The sequence below is a fragment of the Bradyrhizobium sp. 134 genome, assembly GCF_023074155.1.
In the GTDB taxonomy this organism is placed as follows: domain Bacteria; phylum Pseudomonadota; class Alphaproteobacteria; order Rhizobiales; family Xanthobacteraceae; genus Bradyrhizobium.
In genome coordinates, this window is the sequence record NZ_JADPKX010000045.1 from 165,528 (window position 1) to 184,774 (window position 19,247).

The 19,247-nt window shown below is 63.3% G+C and carries 17 protein-coding genes; 7 read left to right on the top strand and 10 right to left on the bottom strand.

The window, feature by feature from the left end:
• Nucleotides 1–5: 5 nt before the first annotated feature.
• Entirely contained in the window at nt 6–461 is a 456-nt protein-coding gene (locus IVA75_RS15665; RefSeq protein ID WP_027566694.1) for a cupin domain-containing protein, read from the top strand.
• A gap of 9 nt (nt 462–470) precedes the next feature.
• Here the strand turns inward: IVA75_RS15665 and IVA75_RS15670 are convergent, their stop codons facing one another.
• The 4 genes from IVA75_RS15670 to IVA75_RS15685 all read right to left on the bottom strand — a co-directional run bounded on the left by IVA75_RS15670 (nt 471) and on the right by IVA75_RS15685 (nt 5,864).
• A complete protein-coding gene (locus IVA75_RS15670) occupies nt 471–1,721 on the bottom strand; it encodes a flavin-dependent oxidoreductase (protein ID WP_247290413.1) in 1,251 nt (416 codons plus the stop codon).
• Nucleotides 1,722–1,776: 55 nt separating this feature from the next.
• On the bottom strand, nt 1,777–4,128 hold the full coding sequence (locus tag IVA75_RS15675; protein WP_247290415.1) for a bifunctional salicylyl-CoA 5-hydroxylase/oxidoreductase: 2,352 nt from the start codon (nt 4,126–4,128) through the stop codon (nt 1,777–1,779).
• A gap of 94 nt (nt 4,129–4,222) precedes the next feature.
• A complete protein-coding gene (locus IVA75_RS15680; RefSeq protein WP_027566691.1) occupies nt 4,223–5,059 on the bottom strand; it encodes an enoyl-CoA hydratase family protein in 837 nt (278 codons plus the stop codon).
• 43 nt (nt 5,060–5,102) lie between these two features.
• Complete coding sequence (locus IVA75_RS15685; RefSeq protein WP_247290417.1) at nt 5,103–5,864, bottom strand: SDR family oxidoreductase; 762 nt, start codon at nt 5,862–5,864, stop codon at nt 5,103–5,105.
• A gap of 216 nt (nt 5,865–6,080) precedes the next feature.
• Here IVA75_RS15685 and IVA75_RS15690 point away from each other — a divergent pair, with 216 nt between their 5' ends.
• The 5 genes from IVA75_RS15690 to IVA75_RS15710 are packed head-to-tail and all read left to right on the top strand — an operon-like array spanning nt 6,081 to nt 11,786.
• Nucleotides 6,081–6,878: an alpha/beta hydrolase gene (locus IVA75_RS15690; protein WP_051462646.1), complete on the top strand. Its 798-nt coding sequence runs from the start codon at nt 6,081–6,083 to the stop codon at nt 6,876–6,878.
• Nucleotides 6,879–6,890: 12 nt separating this feature from the next.
• Nucleotides 6,891–8,180 carry an acyl-CoA dehydrogenase family protein gene (locus IVA75_RS15695; protein WP_247290419.1) on the top strand — a complete coding sequence of 430 codons (1,290 nt, stop codon included), beginning with the start codon at nt 6,891–6,893 and terminating at the stop codon, nt 8,178–8,180.
• Between the two features lie 2 nt (nt 8,181–8,182).
• Nucleotides 8,183–9,706, top strand: a complete 1,524-nt coding sequence (locus IVA75_RS15700) for a long-chain fatty acid--CoA ligase (protein ID WP_247290422.1) — start codon at nt 8,183–8,185, stop codon at nt 9,704–9,706.
• Nucleotides 9,703–10,797: an NAD/NADP-dependent octopine/nopaline dehydrogenase family protein gene (locus IVA75_RS15705; protein ID WP_247290423.1), complete on the top strand. Its 1,095-nt coding sequence runs from the start codon at nt 9,703–9,705 to the stop codon at nt 10,795–10,797. The genes IVA75_RS15700 and IVA75_RS15705 overlap by 4 nt, the downstream gene beginning before the upstream one ends.
• Nucleotides 10,794–11,786, top strand: coding sequence for a 3-hydroxybutyryl-CoA dehydrogenase (locus IVA75_RS15710; protein WP_247290425.1), 993 nt, complete (start codon nt 10,794–10,796; stop codon nt 11,784–11,786). The genes IVA75_RS15705 and IVA75_RS15710 overlap by 4 nt, the downstream gene beginning before the upstream one ends.
• Here the strand turns inward: IVA75_RS15710 and IVA75_RS15715 are convergent.
• From IVA75_RS15715 to IVA75_RS15740, 6 genes are all read right to left on the bottom strand, one after another.
• The gene (locus IVA75_RS15715) at nt 11,783–12,829 is read right to left on the bottom strand and encodes a hypothetical protein (protein WP_027566684.1); all 1,047 of its coding nucleotides are present in this window, start codon (nt 12,827–12,829) and stop codon (nt 11,783–11,785) included. The genes IVA75_RS15710 and IVA75_RS15715 overlap by 4 nt on opposite strands.
• A 35-nt stretch (nt 12,830–12,864) precedes the next feature.
• Nucleotides 12,865–13,632, bottom strand: coding sequence for an ABC transporter permease subunit (locus IVA75_RS15720; RefSeq protein ID WP_247290427.1), 768 nt, complete (start codon nt 13,630–13,632; stop codon nt 12,865–12,867).
• Nucleotides 13,629–14,414 (bottom strand): ABC transporter permease, encoded by a 786-nt coding sequence (locus IVA75_RS15725; protein ID WP_247290429.1) that lies wholly within the window; start codon nt 14,412–14,414, stop codon nt 13,629–13,631. Before IVA75_RS15725 ends, IVA75_RS15720 begins: the two co-directional genes overlap by 4 nt.
• Nucleotides 14,411–15,256, bottom strand: coding sequence for an ABC transporter ATP-binding protein (locus tag IVA75_RS15730; RefSeq protein WP_247290431.1), 846 nt, complete (start codon nt 15,254–15,256; stop codon nt 14,411–14,413). The genes IVA75_RS15725 and IVA75_RS15730 overlap by 4 nt, the downstream gene beginning before the upstream one ends.
• A gap of 121 nt (nt 15,257–15,377) precedes the next feature.
• Nucleotides 15,378–17,072 carry a dihydroxy-acid dehydratase gene (gene ilvD, locus IVA75_RS15735; protein ID WP_247290433.1) on the bottom strand — a complete coding sequence of 565 codons (1,695 nt, stop codon included), beginning with the start codon at nt 17,070–17,072 and terminating at the stop codon, nt 15,378–15,380.
• 78 nt (nt 17,073–17,150) lie between these two features.
• Nucleotides 17,151–18,134, bottom strand: a complete 984-nt coding sequence (locus IVA75_RS15740) for an ABC transporter substrate-binding protein (RefSeq protein WP_247290435.1) — start codon at nt 18,132–18,134, stop codon at nt 17,151–17,153.
• 166 nt (nt 18,135–18,300) lie between these two features.
• Between IVA75_RS15740 and IVA75_RS15745 the strand changes: the two genes are divergently transcribed.
• Complete coding sequence (locus tag IVA75_RS15745; protein WP_247290437.1) at nt 18,301–19,242, top strand: NAD(P)-dependent oxidoreductase; 942 nt, start codon at nt 18,301–18,303, stop codon at nt 19,240–19,242.
• Nucleotides 19,243–19,247 lie beyond the last annotated feature (5 nt).

Here is a 19,247-nt window from a genome sequence, read left to right on the forward strand (position 1 = left end):
TCACGATGAAAAGCGAAATCACCGGCATCACACGGGCCAATGAGGGGATCCAGGGCATCTCCTGGAACATCCTCGGCCAGACCTATGTGCCGAAGAGCAACACGGAGCACAGCTTCTCCTGGCATGCGACGCTGCCGCCGGGCACGTTCGTGCCGCCGCACATTCATCCGGACCAGGATGAATATCTCTACATGCTGGAGGGCAAGCTCGATTTCATGCTCGGCAATTCCGAGTCGCAGGCGACCGCGGGCGACCTGATCCGGCTCGGCATGGGCGTGCCGCATGGCATCTTCAACAAATCGGATCAGACCGCGAAGGTGTTGTTCTGGGTGTCACCGACCCGCAAGCTGTTCGACCTGTTCTGGGGCCTTCACAACATGAAGGAACAGAAGCCCGAGGACGTGGTGGCGATGGCCGCCGAGTTCAACATCCACTTCCTGCCGCCGCCTCCCGGCGGCTAGCAGCGCATCTCAAGCCCGCACCGCCGCAAGTCCCGGCACTGCGGCGAAGCCGGCCTTGGTGGCATAGCCGCGCACGATCGCCTCGCGCTGGGAATAGCTCAGCACGTTGTCGACATTGTCGAAACCATCAGGCGCGAGCTGCTCGACGGCGTCGATGACGCCCTCGGGGCCGCCGCGCCGGTTGGAGCGGACGATATCCCCGGTCATGGGCAGGCGCTTCTTCTCGTATTCAAGCAACGCCTGGCGCGGATGCTCGGCGCGCACCAGCGCGTCGGCGAGGCAGCGCGCGTCGAGGATGGCCTGCGAGGCACCATTGGAGCCAACCGGATACATCGGATGCGCGGCATCGCCGAGCAGCGTCACTCTGCCGGACGACCAATAGGGCAACGGATCGCGGTCGCAGGTCGGATATTCGTAGAACTCGGGCGTGGCCGAGATCAGGCTCTTCACGTCGACGTAAGGCACCGAAAAGCGCGCCACATGCGGCATCAGCTCCTCGCGACGGCCCGGCCGCGACCAGTCTTCCTTCCGCGGCGGCGGCGCGTTGCCCTCGCCGACCCTCACCAGCACCGCCCAATTGGTGAGACGGCTCGCCGGGCTCGATCCCTCCGCGATGGGATAGATCACCACCTTGGCGTTGAGCCCGCCGGCGACGATCATCGACTTGCCGGTAAGGAATAGCGGCCAATCCCGCGCACCGCGCCACAGCATCAGGCCGTTCCAGCACGGCGGCCCCTCGCTCGGGAACAGCGTGTCACGGACCCGCGAATGGATGCCGTCGGCACCAATCAGGATGTCGCCGCGCGCGGTATGGATGTGCGCGCCTGAGCGGTCGAAGAAGTACGCGGTGACGCCGCCCTCGTCCTGCGTGAAGGCACCGAGGCGGCAGCCGGTGTGGATGGCCTCCGGCCCGAGCCGCTCCTCGACGGCCCGATGGATGACGCCTTGAAGGCGGCCGCGGTGGATCGAGAATTGCGGCACATCGTGGCCGGCGTCGATGCCGCGGGCCTCGCGCCAGACTTCCTGGCCGTGACGGTTGAGGTAATAGAGCTGGTCGGTGCGGATCGCGACATCGTCAAGCTGCTGCAGCAGACCGAGGCCTGCCAGCTCACGCATGGCATGGGGCAGCGTGTTGATGCCGACGCCAAGCTCGCGGATGGTGTCGGACTGCTCGAAGATCTCGCAAGCGAGGCCCCGCGAGCGCAGCATCAAAGCGGTGGTGAGACCACCGATACCGCCACCGACGATAATCGCCTTCATCGCCCTCACTCCACTCGGTACACACCAGGCAATGCGGCCAAAGTCGCACGGGCGGTCACTCGGCCGCAAGCGGCTTTGTCGCCTCCGCCTTGAGCTCGGCCCGGGTCTTGGGCTTAGCCTTAATTCTCAGCTCCTCGAGATCCTGCCGGTCGCGCACGCTGTTGCGGAAAATCTGATCTTTTCCGGGAAGATATTGCGGCGGGCAGAACGCGTCGTCCGCCCCGTACCAGGCTGCCGCCCTCATGGTGAAGGAGGGATCGACCAGATGCGGCCGCCCGAGCGCGACGAGGTCGGCCCGGCCGGCAGCCAGGATGGTGTTGGCCTGGTCCGCCATCGTGATGTTGCCGACGCACATCGTGGCCACGCGCGCCTCATTGCGGACTTGGTCGGAGAACGGGGTCTGGAACATGCGGCCATAGATCGGCTGCGCATCGCGCACGGTCTGCCCGGTCGAGACGTCGACGAGATCGACGCCGGCTTCGGCAAACGCGCGCGCGATCGCCACCGCATCGTCGCCGCCGATGCCACCCTCGGCCCAGTCGGTCGCGGAAATGCGCACAGACATCGGCTTGTGCGACGGCCATATGGCCCGCAGCGCCTCGAAGATTTCGAGCGGGAAGCGCAGGCGGTTTTCGAGCGAGCCGCCATACTCATCCGTGCGGGTGTTCGTCAGCGGCGAGATGAAGCTCGCAAGCAGATAGCCGTGGGCGCAGTGCAGTTCGAGCATGTCGAAGCCGCAACGCTCGCCGCGCTCGGCCGCCGCAACGAAAGCGTCCTTCACTGCATTCATGCCGGCGCGATCGAGCTCGCGCGGAACCTGGCTGTCGGGGAAATAGGGCAGCGGCGACGCCGAAAACACCTCCCAGCCGCCCTCCTCGAGCGGACGGTCCATGCCGTCCCACATCAGCTTGGTCGCGCCCTTGCGCCCGGCGTGGCCCAACTGCAGGCAGATTTTTGCGGCTGAATTGGTATGTACGAAATCAACGATGCGCCGCCATGCAGCCTCCTGCTCGTCATTCCACAGTCCTGCGCAGCCCGGCGTGATCCGCGCCTCACGGCTGACGCAGACCATCTCGCTGAAGATCAGGCCGGCGCCGCCGATCGCGCGCGATCCGTAATGCACCAGATGGAAATCGGTCGGCACGCCCTCCTTCGCCGAATACATGCACATCGGCGACACCACGGCGCGATTGGCGATCTCCATCTCACGCAGCCGGAAGGGCTGGAACAGCGGCACCATTGGCTTCTCGGTGTCGACTTCGAAACCGCTGTCACGAACACGCTTGGCAAACGATCTTTCGACCTCCGCCACGAAGTCAGGTGCGCGAAGCTTCAGATTATCGTAGGTGATCGCCTTCGAGCGCGTCATCACGCCGAAGGCAAACTGCACGGGATCGAAATCCCAGAAGCGGTCGACATGCTCGAACCAGACCAGCGAGACGTCCGCGGCGTGCTGCGTCTTCTCGACCTCCTCACGCCGCCCGTGCTCATAGACGTCCAGCGCCGCCTTGATGCTGGGCGCCTTCTCCATCGCCTCTGCCAGCGCAATCGCATCTTCCATCGCGAGCTTGGTGCCCGAGCCGATCGAGAAATGCGCGCTCGCCTTGGCGTCGCCGAGCAGAACCATGTTGTCCTTGACCCAGCGCTTGCTGCGGATCATCGGGAAGTTGCGCCACGTCGAACGATTGGTGAGCAATTGATGCCCATCGAGGAACCAGCCGAAGATCTCGGCCATTCGCGCAGCCGACTGGGTCTCGTTCAGCCCCGTCAGCCCGGCGCGCTCGAACGTCTCCGGATCGGTCTCGAAAATCCAGGTCGAGTGCCCGGCTTCATATTGATAGGCATGGGCGATGAACGGTCCCCACTCCGTCTCCTGGAAGATGAAGGTGAAGGCATCCAGCGGCCTGGTCGAACCCATCCAGGCGAACTTGTTGGCACGGAGATCGACTTCCGGCGCAAAATGATCGACATATTTGTCGCGGAAGCGGCTGTTGATGCCGTCCGCGACCAGGATCAGATCGGCGTCGGTGAAGCGGGACTCGTCCTCGACGTCTGCTTCGAAATTCAGGACGACGCCCAGCTCGCGCGCGCGCGCCTGCAGGATCAGGAGCAGCTTCTGCCGCGAGCAACCACAAAAGCCGTTGCCACCGACCCGATGGACCGTTCCGCGGAAGTGCACGGCGATGTCATCCCAGTAGGCGAATTCCTGGGTGATGCGGCGATAGCTCGGAAGGTCGTGCTTCTCGAAATTATCTAGCGTGGCGTCCGAGAACACCACGCCGAAGCCGAAGGTGTCGTCGGCGCGGTTGCGCTCGTACACCGCGATCTCGGCGCTCGGCCGCTGCTTCTTCAGCAGGATTGCAGCGTAGAGACCCGCAGGTCCGCCACCGATGATCGCGACTTTCATGGGAGCCTCGCCAATTCAACCCGGCGAAACTATTTTAAGCCTAAAATAATCTCGCGCAAGTCCCCATTGCAGCAGGCTGCCGGCAAAGGCCGGCCTAGTCGCCCCTGAAGACCGGCTTGACCTTGTTGGCAAAGGCCTCGAAGGCCCGTTCGAAATCGGCGGTTGTCATGCACAGCGCTTGAGCAACGGCCTCCGCCTCGATCGCCTCCTCCACCGACATCGCCCATTCCATGGCCAGCATCCGCTTGGTCATGGTGTTGGCGAAGGTCGGTCCCTCAGCAATCTGCTTGGCCAGTAGCTGTGCCTGGGGCAGCACCTGCTCCGACGTGACGATACGGCTGAAGAAGCCCCAGCGCTCGCCCTCCTCCGCGGTCATGAACCGGCCGGTGTAGAGCAACTCGGAAGCGCGGGACTGTCCGATGATCCGCGGCAGGATCGCGCAGGCGCCCATGTCACAACCGGCAAGGCCCACCTTGTTGAAGAGGAAGGCGACCTTGGCCCCGCTCGCCGCAAGCCGCATGTCCGACGCCATGGCGATGATCGCGCCCGCGCCGGCGCAAATGCCTTCAACCGCAGCAACGATCGGCTGCGGACAGGCCCGCATTGCCTTGACGAGGTCACCGGTCATCCGCGTAAACGCCGTCAGCCCCTTGGTGTCCATCTTCACGAGCGGACCGATGATCTCGAACACATCGCCGCCGGACGAGAAATTGGCACCAGCGCCGGTCACGACGATGGACTTGACCGCATCGTCGAACGCGCAGGCGCGAAAGAAATCGGTGAGTTCACGATAGCTCTCGAAGGTCAGCGGATTCTTCCGTTCCGGACGATTGAGCGTCACGGTTGCAACACCATCGACGACGGCCAGCAGGAAGTGCTGCGGCGAATAGTCCGCAAGCGGTAAGGTCACAGGATTGGCTGGTCTGCTCATACGATCTCCTTGGCTTTCTTGTTCCGTGCCGGTGCCATGCGCGCTAAATCTCACCACCGGCAACAGCGATCGCCTGCCCTGTGATTGCGCCGGCACCCTCGCCGCACAGCCAGAGCACGGTATCCGCGACCTGCTGAGGAGAGATCAATCGTCCCTGCGGATTATGCTTTGCGAGCTCGGCAATGGCCTGCTCGCGGCTACGCCTCGTCTTTTTCATGATGTTCTCGATGCTGCCGGCGACCAGATCGGTGTCGGTGAAACCGGGACACACCGCGTTGACGGTCACATTGCTGCCGGCCATTTCAATGGCGAGGGAACGCACGAGACCGACCACAGCGTGCTTGGCCGCGGTGTAGGCGCTGACATAGGCATATCCCTTGAGCCCCGCCGTCGACGCGATCGCGACGATACGGCCATAGGGACGATCCTTCATCCCGGGCAGCACAGCGCTGACAGCATGGACCACGCCCATGAAATTGACGTCCATCATGCGCGCGAACAGTGCGCTGTCGGATTTGGCGAACGGCGCGGACTCGGCGCTTCCCGCATTGGCGATCAGGATATCGATCGGCTGCCGCGCACTCGCTTGAGCGATGGCGACTTTCATTGAGGTTTCGTCCGAGACGTCGGCGACGGCCGCAAAATGCGCTGCCCCTGCGCTGACAGCATCTTCAAGCGTCGCAGCGTTCCGCCCAAGGACGGTCACGGTGGCACCGCCCCCGACGAGCGCTGCTGCGATGGCGCGACCGATGCCGCGACCGCCACCGGTCACCAGCGCGTGCGGCGAATGCGGTAATCCGGACATGCGCTGGCTTCCTTGCATTCTGCTGATCGCTCTTCTCGATATATTTTAACCTTCAAACTTTTGCAAACAAAGCTCGACTTGGCCTCGCAAACAGCCGCACGCCAAAGACCGGCCTGAAAATTGCTTTAAGTATAAAATTATCTCTTCCCATCCCTCACAGGCCTGTTAGCATCGAAGGGCCAAGCAAAAGGATGTCGCGTGTCGCAGCCTGCGCCAATGATAACAAAGGACGGCCGCTTCGCCTATGAAGCAGCGGGCGATCCGGGCGGGACACCTCTGATTTTCCTGCATGGCATCGGCGGTGCGGCACGGGCCTGGCGGCAGCAGCTTGCGACATTCGGCGACCGCTTCCACGCGATTGCATGGGACATGCCGGGCTATGGCGGCTCGGCGCCGCTCGCCACCGTCAGCATCGCTGCCCTGGCGGATGCGCTTCAGCGATTCATCGAGCAGCTTGGGGCGAGCAAGCCAATTCTGGTCGGACATTCCATCGGCGGCATGATCGTCCAGAAATGGCTGGTGCAATCCCCAAAACTGGCGCGCGCGGTCGTGCTGGCGCAGACCAGCCCGGCGTTCGGCAAGGCCGACGGCGATTGGCAGAAATCGTTTATCGCCGCCCGGCTCGGGCCGCTCGATCGCGGCGAAACGATGAAGTCGCTGGCTCCCTCTCTGGTGAAGGAGCTGGTGGGCGACGATCCTGATCCCAGGGGAATGGAGCTTGCACGCGAGTGCATGGCAAGTGTGCCCGAGGCGAGCTATCGCGCCATGATGCTGGCCTTGATCGGCTTCGACCAACGCAGCACCCTCAAGGATATTTCCATCCCGACGCTGCTGCTGTCCGGCTCCAAGGACAACAACGCGCCAGCCCCAATGATGGCGAAGACGGCGACCTACATTCCTTCCGCGGAATATGTCGAGCTCGACGCTGTCGGCCATCTCGCCAACCTCGAACGCCCCGATGCCTTTAACGAGGCGCTCGGCCGATTCCTGAATTCCGTCGCGACGAAAACGTAGGATGACTGCGCCATGACCATGCAAGTCAGCAAGACCATCGGCGCGAGTGACAAGGTCGCGCTGGATGCGCCGATCTTCGATCCCGTCGCATTCCGACTGAGCGACGAGCAGGCCGGCATCATCGCGCGGGCGCGCGAGATCGGCCAGAGCGTGTTCGCCGGCCGCGCCGCGACTTACGACCGCGAGGCGATCTTCCCGTCTGAGAATTATCGCGACCTGCATCGCGTCGGCCTGCTCGGTATTGCCGTACCCAAGAAGCATGGCGGGCTCGGCGCGAATTATCAAACCTACGCACTGGCGGCAGCCGAAATCGGCCGGTATTGCGGCGCGACTGCGCTCACCTGGAACATGCATGTCTGCTCGACGCTGTGGTCCGGTCCGCTCGCCGACGATCTCGACATGGATGCTCAAACCCGCGCCGAGCACGAGCAGCGGCGTGCAGTCCACTACAAGCGCATCGTCGAGGATGGCGCGATCTATTCGCAGCCTTTCTCCGAGGGCGGTGCGGCAGCGGCAGGCGGCGTCGCTTTCGGCACGGAAGCAAGGCCGGTCGAGGGTGGCTGGATCGTCAACGGCAAGAAGATCTTTGCATCGCTCTCCGGCCATGCCGACTATTACGGTGTTCTCTGCACGGAGATCGAGGAAGGCGAGAAGGCTTCGCGCCGCAATACGCTTTACCTCGCCATTCCTGCGAAATCGGAAGGCGTTTCGGTCGTCGGCGACTGGGATCCGCTCGGCATGCGCGGGACGGTCTCGCGCACGCTGCTGTTCAAGGACGTGTTCGTGCCGGCAGATTCGGCGCTGATGCCGCGCGGCGTCTATTTCCAGGCCGCGATGCGCTGGCCGCACATGTTCCTGACGCTGTCGCCGACCTATATGGGCCTTGCGCAAGCCGCCTATGACTTCACCGTGCGGTATCTGCGCGGCGAAGTACCGGGCATGCCGCCGGTCAAGCGCAGGATGTATCCGACCAAGCAAATTGCGGTCGCGCAGATGCAGATCAAGCTCGAGCAGATCAAGGCGATCTGGTTCCAGGCAGTCACCGAAGCGCGCGCCAATCCGAGCAAGGAGCAGGTGCTTCGCGCTTATGCCGCACAATATTCGGTGATGGAGGGTGCCAATGAGCTCGCCGCGCTCGCGATCCGCACCTGCGGCGGACAGGCCATGCTGCGCTCGCTGCCGCTGGAGCGCATCTATCGCGATAGCCGCTGCGGCTCGCTGATGTTGCCCTGGACAGCCGAGCTCTGCCTCGACCGGATCGGGCGCGAGGCGCTGTACGAGGCCGGCGAAACGGACGACTAACGGTGGATCTCTGCAGTCTGATCGATCGCAACGCGGCGTTCGCGCCAGACAAGACGGCCATCGCCTTCGAGGGCGAACGGTTGAGCTATGCGGCATTCGCTGCACGCATCGAGCGGACGGCGGCGACGTTGAAGCAGGAGCTCGGCGTAGGCCGGGGCGACCGCGTTGCGATCCTCAGCCTGAACCGGCCGGACTATCTGGTTCTGCTCTATGCCTGCGCGCGGCTCGGCGCGATGCTGGTGCCCCTGAACTGGCGGCTCGCTGTGGCCGAGCAGCTCTTCATCCTCAACGATGCCGGCGCCAAGGTCCTGGTGCTCGAGCAGGCATTTGAGGGGGTACTCGCCGAGCTTGAGGGGACCGCAATCGTCGGGCTCGATTTCGAGCCGGCCCGCAGCATGACGTTCGAAAACCTGTTGGCTCGAAGCCGCGGCACCGGCCGCAACCCGCACACTGATCTCTCCTGTCCGCTCCTCATTGTCTACACATCGGGAACGACCGGACGGCCCAAAGGCGCAGTGCTGCGCCAGGAGGCGTTGTTCTGGAACGGCGTCATGAGCCAGCACATGCACAACATGACGTCCGATGACCATGTGCTGACGCTGCTACCGTTCTTCCACGTCGGCGGCCTCAACATCCAGACCACGGCGGCGCTCCAGCTGGGCGCGACGGTCACGGTTCACGCACGCTTCACGCCGGACACCGCGCTTGCAGCCATCGAACGGGAACGGCCGACCTTGACCGTGATGGTGCCGGCGATCATCCAGGCGGTGAGCGAGCATCCCGCCTGGCCCACGACCGACCTTTCGTCACTCAAAGCCGTTGCGACCGGCTCGACCATCGTGCCGCCGCATCTGATCGACCGCTTCGTGGCGCGCGGCGTACCCGTGCTTCAGGTCTACGGCTCGACGGAAACTTGTCCCATCGCCGTCTACACCCGGCTTGGTGGCGATCTCTCGCGCGCGGGATCGACCGGACTTGCCGGCCTGTGCTGCGAAGCGAAAGTCATCGATCAGGCCGGCAACGAGGTGCCGACGGGAGCGCCGGGGGAGATCGCAGTGCGCGGCCCCAACGTGTTCTTCGAATATTGGGGCAATGCGGACGCAACGCGCGATGCGCTGCACGACGGCTGGTATCGTACCGGCGATATCGGCCTGTGCGACGCGGACGGCTATTTCTGGGTGCGCGACCGCAAGAAGAACATGATCATTTCCGGCGGCGAGAACATCTATCCGGCGGAGGTCGAACGCGTCCTGCTGGAACATCCCGATGTCAGCGAATGCGCCGTGATCGGCCGGCCCGATCCACGATGGGACGAGGTGCCCATCGCCTACGTGATCCCGCGATCCGGCTGTCGGCTCGAAGCAGACGCGTTGAAAGCGCATCTTCAAGCCCAACTCGCCCGCTACAAGGTTCCGCGCGACATCGTTTTCGTCACCGACCTGCCGCGCACAGCGCTGGGCAAGGTCCAGCATTTCCTGCTGAAGCAGCTTGATGCGCAATCGCGCGCGCAAGGAGAAGCATCTTGAAGATTGCGGTTTTGGGTGGGGGAAACGGCTCTTTCGCGGCCGCGGGCGATTTTGCGCTGTCGGGGCATGAGGTCCGGCTCTGGCGCCGCGACGCGGATCAGGTCGCAGCCCATCGCGCCGCCGGCTCGCGCATCCTGGTGAAGGATCATGACGGCCGTCACGACGTCAAGCTCGCGCTGGTCACCGCTGCCATCGCCGAAGCCGTCAACGGCGCAGAGCTGATCCTGTGCCCCGCCCCCGGCTTCGCGCAGCCTGATATTGCGCGCCTGCTTGCTCCACATCTGCGGGATGGACAGGTCGTGTTTCTGCCGCCGGCCACGTTCGGCTCGATGATCTTCGCCCAGGCTGCGCGGGATGCCGGCAACCGCGCCAAGGCGTGCTTTGCCGAAACCGGGACCTTGCCCTGGCTGACCCGCAAGCACGGCCCGTTCGAGGTCGCGATCACCATCCGCGCCAAGCGACTGCCCGTCGGCGTTTTCCCGCTCGATCAGGCGCCGCGCGCACTTGAGGTGATCGGACAGGCTTTCGCCGGCGCAATCGAGCCGTGCGGCGATGCTCTGTCCGGCGCACTGATGAACGCAGGTCCGATTATCCATCCGCCCCTGATCGTGATGAATGCTGGCCCGATCGAGCATTTCGAGAAGTGGGACATCCACAAGGAAGGAACGCAAGCCGCGATTCGCCGTGTCACCGACGCGCTCGATGCCGAACGGATTGCCGTGCGTGAGGCGCTCGGATATGGCGCACCGCATTTTCCGCTCGCCCATCACTATGCCAAGGAAGGCGAGATCTGGATGTATGGCCGCGGCTCGCACGACCGGCTGACCGATTCCGGCGACTGGCGCGAGCGGATCGTGCTGACCGAGCACCGCTACATGAGAGAAGATTTGCGGCTTGGGCTATCGCTGCTGGTCTCTGTCGCCGGCCTGGCGTGCGTGGCTACGCCGCTGGCCAAAGGATTTCTGGCCATCGGTGGCGCAATCTGCGGTGAGGATTTTACGCAAGGCGGCCGAACCCTCGAGACGCTGGGCCTCGGCAATCTCGACAAGGCCGCTTTGCAGACGCTTCTTCGCAAGGGATTTGGCCGATGACCAGCCGAGCCACAATCGCCTGTCTCGGGGCCGGCCGGATGGGCCGCGGCATCGCCGTCGCGTTCGCCTACGCGGGGCATATGGTCACGATGATCGACATCAAGGCCCGTTCAGCCGAAGATTTCGCCATGCTGGAGGCAGATGCGCTCGGCGAAGTCAGGAAGACCTTTGCCAGCCTGGCGAAGCTGGGGCTACTGACCGAGGCGGATGTCGATCCGCTGATCGCGCGGGTCTCGGTGGTGCCGGCCAGCCAGAGCGATGCGGCACTGTCCGATGCGGGAATAGTCTTCGAAGGAGTCCCAGAGATCGTCGAGCTCAAGCGGGATGTGCTGGGGGCGGCCTCAAAACAAGTCGGCCCCGATACGATCATCGCATCGACGACGTCGACCATCCTTGTCGACGATCTCTCTGGCGCGATCGTGAATCCTCGCCGCTTCCTCAATGTGCACTGGCTCAATCCGGCCTATCTGATCCCGCTGGTCGAGGTTTCGCCAAGCAAGGCCACCGATCCAGGCATCATCGAGGCGGTCAAGGCGCTACTCGAAGGCATCGGCAAGGTCCCGGTGGTCTGCGCAGCGACACCTGGCTTCATCGTTCCGCGCATCCAGGCGCTGGCGATGAACGAGGCCGCGCGCATGGTCGAGGAAGGCGTCGCTAGCGCAGAAGACATCGACAAGGCGATCCGCTACGGCTTCGGCTTCCGCTATGCCGTGCTCGGGCTGCTCGAATTCATCGACTGGGGTGGCGGCGACATCCTCTACTACGCCAGTCGTTATCTTGAAAGCGCACTCGGCAGCGACCGCTATCGTGCACCCGAGGTCATTTCGCGGAACATGCACGAGGGCCGGATCGGCCTGCGAACGGGCGCAGGCTTTCTCGATTATTCAGGTATGGACATCGACGCCTATCAGGCAAAACGGCTTCAGGCCATGGTCGACCTGCTCCGTCACTTTGACCTGGCTCGCCCGCCGGTGCTCGATAGGAACTAGCCGAACACGTCCTGCAGCACCCCTTCACTCACCACGGCGGCACCATCGAGCTCGATCGTCGTCCCCATCATCGGCAGATCGAAATGGCCCGCCGTGTAACGGCCGGCGAATTCGTTGGCACCGGTCGAGAACAGGAAGTTGCCGGAGACGGCACGAATTTCCGTGCCGTTGGTGTCGCGCTGGTCATACATCGACAGCGCCTCGTAGCGCGCGCCGGGATTCATGCCGAAGCCGACATGCGACACCGCATAGGCTTCTCGATCGCCCCAGGCGGCAAGATAGGCACGCATCATTGCGGCATCCGTGCCCTCGCCTTCCAGCTCGACGACATAATCGTCCTTCAGTGTCATCTTCACCGGCGACGTCAGGTACCGCTTGAAAGTCAGGTTGATGTCGCCTGGCGCCATCACCAGCGTGCCATTGATCGTTCCGCTCTTGGGGAAGCTGACGACGATCCCGCCGGGCCAATGCGCCAGCGTACCGGGCTTGTCCGTCCACCCCCACACGCCGACCGTGGATGCGCCGACCATATCGACGTCGAGCGCCGTGCCGGCCTTCGACGTCACCCGCATCCGCTTGGTCCCGCGCAGCATCTTCGCCGCCGCGCGAACGCGCTTCTCGAGCGCGGAATCCGGCACCATCCGCTCCAGCGCTTCGGGATGCTCGTTGGAGATCACCAGGATGCGCGCGCCGGCTTTGAGGATCTCGGGTGTCTCCACCGCATGCATCAAGCCCTCTATGGTGCAATCCACCACAAAGCCGGCTTGTTGAAGCGCGGTAATGACCGGGCCGAGCCGCTGGATCGCCTCGCTCGCCCCTGTCGAGCGAACCGGAACGATATTCCGGTTACGCGGGGTCGGCATGACCACGTGAAACGGTCGGGCGCCCATCCGCAACAGCGCGAGCTCCGCCAGATGAACGTTCAACGCACGTGACTGGGTTTCCGAGAGGATCGCCGCGGTATCGCCGGCCTTGACGGCGCATCGCTCAAAAATCTCGCAAAATGCGTCGATCCATTTTGCCTCAATGCGATCAGCCAGCATGTCTACTCCCGTCTTTCTGTTTCTTCTTCGTCAGTTCATGCTTCGGGGAAACCCCGCAGCAGATACGCGCGCACTGCCCCCAGCAGACCATTGAGGATCAGGCCCAGCAGCGAGATCGTGATCAGCGGCACGAACATGTCGACGGCCTGAAAGGTCCGGGCCGCCGTGACGAGCACATGTCCGAGCCCGTCGCTCGACGTGATCATCTCCGCCAGAAACACCACGATGCAGGAAATGACAAGGCCGATCCGGCAACCGGTCAGGATCGACGGCATCGCGGCCGGCAGCACCACCTTGAACAGGATCTCATAGCGCGGCGTTCCCGCCGCCATGGCCGACCAGATCAGCTTCTGCTCCACCGTCGACGCACCGTAATAGGTAGACAACAGAATGGGAAAGAGTGCATCCGCCGCCACCAGCGTAATCTTCGATCCGTGACCGAAGCCGAGCAGCAGCAGCAATGCTGGATAGAGCGCGACCTTTGGCAAGGGTGCAAGCACGCGAACGATCGGCCGAACCACGGCGTTGATAGCCGGATTGGCGGCAGCGGCGATGCCCATGCTGACACCGAGCACGACCGCAATCGCGAAGCCGGCAAACAGCCGGATCAGAGTCGCCGCGATCTCCTGCTGAAACGTCCAGGTCAGGAGTTGCTGAAGCAGCCTGCTGAATACGTATCCCGGCGGCGGCAGCAAGACCGCAGGCGCAAAGCCAAATGATACAAGGCCTTGCCACAGCGCGATCACCAGCACGATCGGCGCAAGCCCGAGAATGATGCTGGTGGAGCGAAGCTGCGGCATCATGAGAAGCTCAGCGGCATGTCGAACTGCGGTTCAGACCAGCGCACCAGCCTTGCGCGGACCCGCTCGAAGATCGCATCCAGGCATATTCCCATCGCGCCGACGATGATGATCATCGCAAAGACGGTGTCGTATTGGCCCATGTCGAGAGCGTTGAACAAGATGTTGCCGGCGCCGGACTGACGGGCGATCATCTCGCTGGTGATCATCGTGATCAGCGCCAGCACGAGTCCGGTGCGGCAACCGGTCAGAATTTCCGGCAGCGCCGCCGGCAGTACGATCCGGACCAGCCGTTGCGCAGGCGAAAGCCCCATCGCGGCACCCGACCACAGCATCTTCTCTTCCACCGCCTTGGCGCCCTCGAAGCTGTGATAGATCACGGGCAAGCTGACACCGAGGAAGATCACCAGCGTCTTCGTGATGTCGCCGACGCCGAGCCACAGCATGATGATCGGCATCAAGGCGGCCTTCGGCACCGGGTAGATTACCATCAGGAGCGGATTGAAGAAGGCCGCGACGGCCCGGCTGCGGCCCATCAACAAGCCGAGCGGAATCGAAACCGATACCGCTATGCCAAACCCGACCGCCATGCGGCGGAGCGAGGCCAGGATGTTGATCAGCGATTCCTTGTCCCCGAGAATGTCCGGGATTGCACGAATTGCTTCGATCGCCGTCGGAAAGCTGTCATTCTTCAACGCGAGGGACGCCGCCTGCCAGATCGCGAGCAATCCGATGCAGGCAAGCACCGGGGCAGCCCGTCTCGCCAAAGCGGCGAGCGATATCATGACGGAGACCCGACAGGGTCGGTCTCGTCGAACATCCGCTCGATATCGACAACGTATTTCTGGTAGCGTGGATCGAGCAGCAACTCGCTGCGTCGGCGCGGCCGCGGCAGATCGATGTCGATGACCTCGCGGATGCGGCCGGGAGACTTCGACATCATCACGACCTTGTCTGACAGGAACACCGCTTCGTCCACCGAATGGGTGACGAACAGCACCGTCTTGCGATCACGCTCCCAAATATTCAACAGATCGTTCTGCAGGCGAGTTCGCGTGTGAGCATCGAGCGCGCCGAACGGCTCGTCCATCAACAGAACCTCAGGATGGTAAGCCAGCGTTCGAGCCAGCGCTACGCGCTGCTTCATGCCGCCGGACAGCTCCTTGGGATAGAAGTTCTCATAGCCCTTGAGCCCGACCATTTCGATCAAGGCCCGGCTCTGTGCTTCCGCCTCGGCGGTGCGCACGCCCTGCTGGCGAGGGCCATACATCACATTGCCCAGCACGGTCTTCCACGGAAACAACGCGAATTCCTGAAACACCGGGCCGCGATCCGGCCCTGGACCCGTGATCGTCCGTCCCTTGATCTTCGCTGAACCGCTGGTCGGGCTGACGAAGCCGCCGACGACGTAAAGCAGTGTCGACTTGCCGCAGCCGGACGGACCAAGGATGGAGACGAAGGCTCCTTCGTCGATCGCCAGCGAGATGTCCGATAGCGCTACATGATCCTTGCGCGCCGAGGTCTGAAATACCTGCGAGACGCTCTCGATCTCGATGATTGCAGAAGCCGGTTTTTGCGGCGTCACCGGTCTCACCCATTCGCTCGATCTCGAAGGCACTACCTTCATCCCGTCTCACTTCGTTCGCGCGACCCCTGCGCAACAGGCTTGCTGAACATCCTTCGTCAGCGACGCGAGCTTAGCAAGAAACTTGCCAGACGATTGGCTGTTTTCGGGCAAGTGCGCCGCGTCATCCGAACCAGGGCCATTCCGCGGGCCCCTCATGCGTCACGGCCCCGCCCGGTGCCTGGCCAACCAATCGGGCATATTTCGCCAGCGCGCCGGCACGGTGACGAGGCGGACGCGGCTTCCAATCGTGCCGGCGAGCAGCGAGTTCCTGCTCGTCGACCAGCATATCCATCCGCCGGTTCGCAGCATCGATCCGGATCCTGTCGCCATCGCGAACCAGCGCCAGCGGACCGCCGACGAAGGCCTCGGGAGACACATAGCCGATGCACATTCCGCGCGTGGCGCCAGAGAAGCGTCCATCCGTGATCAGGGCCACCTTCTCGCCCATGCCCTGTCCATAGATCAGCGCCGTGACGCCGAGCATCTCGCGCATGCCGGGGCCGCCCACCGGCCCCTCGTTTCGGATCACGAGAACCTCGCCCGCCTGATAGGTGCGATCACGAACCGCAGCGACGCAGGCCTCCTCGTCTTCGAAAACGCGCGCCACGCCTTCAAAGAACTGACTCTTCAGGCCGGCGACCTTGATGACCGCGCCGTCGGGACAGAGGTTTCCCTTCAGCACAGCGACGCCGCCATCTGGCATGATCGGCGCGCGAGCCGCGTAAACGACCTCGCCGTCAGGTGCATTGGCGGCGCCGTATTCTTCGGCAAGTGTACGGCCCGTGACAGACAAGCAGCTGCCATCGATATGCCCGCTCTGGATCAGCTCCCGGATCACCACGGCGGCACCGCCGATATCGTAGACATCCTTCGCTGTATATTTGCCTCCAGGCCGCAGGTTTCCGATCAGCGGCGTCCTGGCAAAAACCTCGCCGACATCGTCGATCGTGAATGCGATCCCGGCCTCGTTTGCGATCGCCGGCAGATGTAGCGCAGCATTGGTCGAACCGCCCGTGGCGGCCACGATCGCCGCACCGTTTTCCAGGGATTTCCGTGTCACGATGTCGCGCGGCAAAGGCCCGCCCCGCTCCAGCATCTCCACGACGAGGCGCCCGGCCCGCCTGGATATCTGCGCGCGTTCGGCATAGACACCCGGCACCATCGATACGTTGGGAATGGTGAGGCCCATCGCCTCCGACACCATCCCCATGGTGTTCGCGGTGAACTGGCCGGCGCACGCGCCGATTGTCGGCAGGCAAGCCCGCTCGATCCGCTCGAGCGTGGCACTGTCGATCTCTCCGGTCATGAAGCTGCCGACAGCCTCATAGGAGTCGAGCACGGTGAGGGTCCGCCCGTCCATACGGCCCGGCAGCGCGCTGCCGCCATAGATGAAAATGGACGGGACGTTGCACCGGACCATGCCCATCATCACGCCGGGAAGCGTCTTGTCGCATCCGCCGTATCCGATCAGCGCATCGTAGGCGAGACCATGGACGACGGCCTCGATCGAGTCGGCGATCAGCTCCCGCGAAAACAGCGAGAACTTCATCCCCTCGTGATTCATGCTGATACCGTCGGAAACCGATACGGTAGAAAACTCGCGCGGCGTGCCGCCGGCCTCTTCAATTCCGGTCTTGGCCGCGGCGACCTGAAAGTCGTGCGTCATGTTGCAGGGCGTCTGTTCGCCCTTCATGCTGACGACGCCGACCATCGGCTTGGCAATTGCAACGTCGTCAAGCCCCATAGCGCGCATGAACGCGCGGTGCGGGGCCCGGTCGAGACCATCCGTCGTGATCCGAGATCGGAGCTTCTTCATACGTGCATCTTCTTCATGCAACGTCCCGGATCATCCTGGACGCCACGACCTTCTCGCTCGGTTCGTTCGCCCGATCGCCTATTGCAGTGGAGCGACAATCGTCGAATGCTTGAATTGCGCGACATCCAATTTCGGCAGCATCCCTGTCTCCGCGTAGATGTCCAGCATCTTCTGGATCGCGGGGAAATTCGGCGCCGCACCCGGATCGCGGCCAAAATCATTGTCCTTGAGCAGATAGGTCTCGAGAACCGGAATAGGTGCCTTCAGGACTTCGTTGACGACCTTCAACGTCTCTTCGCGGTTCGCCAGCGCTTTCTTCATGCCGGAGGTAATGTCACGCACGTAAGCCTTGACCAATTCCGGGTTCTTGTCGACGAAATCGGCACGGCAGGCTTCCAGGATGTGCACGATGTTCGGCATCGCCTGCGACAGCGAGAACAGTTTGCGCGTGCCGCCCTTTGCCTCCGCGCGCGCGGCAAACGGCTGGTTCATGTTGACCGCATCGACGCGGCCCTGCCGCAACGCATCTTCGGAGACGGCAAAGCCGACCTCGACCAGCTTGATGTCCTTGGCCGGATCGATGCCGTTCTGCTTCAGCAACAGATTGAACGGGCCTTGCGTGCCGCCGCCGATCACGGAAATTCCGACCGTCTTGCCTTTGAGATCGGCGATGGTCTTGATCGGGGAGTCGTCCATGACAGCCCAGTAGACCGAGAAACCGCCGGCCTTTTCGAAGACATGCTGCGCCACGATGTAGGCCTTGAGGTTGCCGCCAACCACGCCGTTGGCGAGCGACAGCGGCGCCTGCGTCGCGCAATCCAGCGCGCCGGCCGCCAAGGCCTGCGTCATCGGAGCGGTGCCCTGAAACTGGGTCCATTCGATATTGTAGGCCTTGCCGATGTTGGGAAACTCAGCCGGGCGGCGCATCATCCAGTATTTGGATTCCTCGGCTGGAATCGTCCAGCCGACGCGAATTGTCTGCTGCGCCCATGACGGGCCCGCGCTCGCGCTCACGGCCACTGCCGCCCCCAAAGCCAGGATCCACTTCGAAACGGTTCGCATCGTGCCCACTCCGCTGCCCAGGCGCCGACCCGCGCCATCCAACCCGACTGCGGCAAATGTTTCATGGTTCAAACAATCAAGCAAGCCATGCAGGCCGGGCGGTTTCGTCGTGGGATACGCCCTATATGGTAGTGCAGCGTCGCACAGCAGCAGATGGAGGCAACCTATGGCTGAGGCAAGCAAGACAAACCCGCAAGGCGTCGAGCGGCTCGGCTATCTCGGCCTTGGACTGATGGGGACACCGATGAACCGGCGCCTGCTCAACGCCGGCCATCAGGTCACTGTCTGGAACCGTTCGGAAGGGAAGATGGCCGCGCTCGTCGAAGCCGGTGCCAGGCGCGCAGCCAGCCCACGCGACTTGATGGAGAGCTCGGACATCGTCTTCATGTGCGTGACGGATGCGGCCGCCGTGGAAGAGGTGATCTTCGGGCCCACGAGCATCTCAACAGCGCCCGGCGCGGGTAAGCTCGTGGTCGACTTCTCGTCGATCCATCCTGATGCCGCACGGGACCTTGCAACACGATTGTTAGCTGCGAACGGCGCGGACTGGATCGATGCGCCGGTCTCCGGTGGCACCAAGGGCGCCGAGGAAGGCACGCTTGCCATCATGGCCGGCGGAAAAGCAGACGATATCGACCGGGTCCGCCCCTACGTACTGGCCATGGCACGCAGGTTCACCCACATGGGCCCGACCGGCGCCGGCCAGACCACAAAGCTATGCAATCAGGTGATCGTCGGATGCGCGATGGCTGTTCTTGCGGAGGCAACACGCCTTGCCGTGAACGCCGGAATCGATGCCAACCGGTTGCCCGAAGCACTCGCCGGCGGCTTCGCGGATTCCATTCCGTTACAGCTGTTCGTGCCGCGAATGGTCCAGGGCATTCACTCACCGCCGCTTGGTCACATCGCTACAATGCTCAAGGACCTCGATACCGTCGCCGATGTCGCGCAGACGACGTCGACTCCGGTGCCCATGGCCTCGCTCGCAGACAACTTTTCAGGCTCGCCAAGGCCGCGCGAGGCGCGGACGCGGATGCGCTCGAAATCTACAAGCTTTCGGCAGGGGGCGCTCAACCGTCGCCCGCAAGCTGAAGCACGCTTTGAGTGACTACT

What these genes read in the sequence shown, in the direction of transcription:
- IVA75_RS15665 (WP_027566694.1), top strand. Translation starts at nt 6, where the DNA reads ATGAAAAGCGAAATCACCGGCATCACACGGGCCAATGAGGGGATCCAG.
- IVA75_RS15670 (WP_247290413.1), bottom strand. Translation starts at nt 1,721, where the DNA reads ATGAAGGCGATTATCGTCGGTGGCGGTATCGGTGGTCTCACCACCGCT.
- IVA75_RS15675 (WP_247290415.1), bottom strand. Translation starts at nt 4,128, where the DNA reads ATGAAAGTCGCGATCATCGGTGGCGGACCTGCGGGTCTCTACGCTGCA.
- IVA75_RS15680 (WP_027566691.1), bottom strand. Translation starts at nt 5,059, where the DNA reads ATGAGCAGACCAGCCAATCCTGTGACCTTACCGCTTGCGGACTATTCG.
- IVA75_RS15685 (WP_247290417.1), bottom strand. Translation starts at nt 5,864, where the DNA reads ATGTCCGGATTACCGCATTCGCCGCACGCGCTGGTGACCGGTGGCGGT.
- IVA75_RS15690 (WP_051462646.1), top strand. Translation starts at nt 6,081, where the DNA reads ATGATAACAAAGGACGGCCGCTTCGCCTATGAAGCAGCGGGCGATCCG.
- IVA75_RS15695 (WP_247290419.1), top strand. Translation starts at nt 6,891, where the DNA reads ATGACCATGCAAGTCAGCAAGACCATCGGCGCGAGTGACAAGGTCGCG.
- IVA75_RS15710 (WP_247290425.1), top strand. Translation starts at nt 10,794, where the DNA reads ATGACCAGCCGAGCCACAATCGCCTGTCTCGGGGCCGGCCGGATGGGC.
- IVA75_RS15715 (WP_027566684.1), bottom strand. Translation starts at nt 12,829, where the DNA reads ATGCTGGCTGATCGCATTGAGGCAAAATGGATCGACGCATTTTGCGAG.
- IVA75_RS15720 (WP_247290427.1), bottom strand. Translation starts at nt 13,632, where the DNA reads ATGATGCCGCAGCTTCGCTCCACCAGCATCATTCTCGGGCTTGCGCCG.
- IVA75_RS15725 (WP_247290429.1), bottom strand. Translation starts at nt 14,414, where the DNA reads ATGATATCGCTCGCCGCTTTGGCGAGACGGGCTGCCCCGGTGCTTGCC.
- IVA75_RS15730 (WP_247290431.1), bottom strand. Translation starts at nt 15,256, where the DNA reads ATGAAGGTAGTGCCTTCGAGATCGAGCGAATGGGTGAGACCGGTGACG.
- ilvD (WP_247290433.1), bottom strand. Translation starts at nt 17,072, where the DNA reads ATGAAGAAGCTCCGATCTCGGATCACGACGGATGGTCTCGACCGGGCC.
- IVA75_RS15740 (WP_247290435.1), bottom strand. Translation starts at nt 18,134, where the DNA reads ATGCGAACCGTTTCGAAGTGGATCCTGGCTTTGGGGGCGGCAGTGGCC.
- IVA75_RS15745 (WP_247290437.1), top strand. Translation starts at nt 18,301, where the DNA reads ATGGCTGAGGCAAGCAAGACAAACCCGCAAGGCGTCGAGCGGCTCGGC.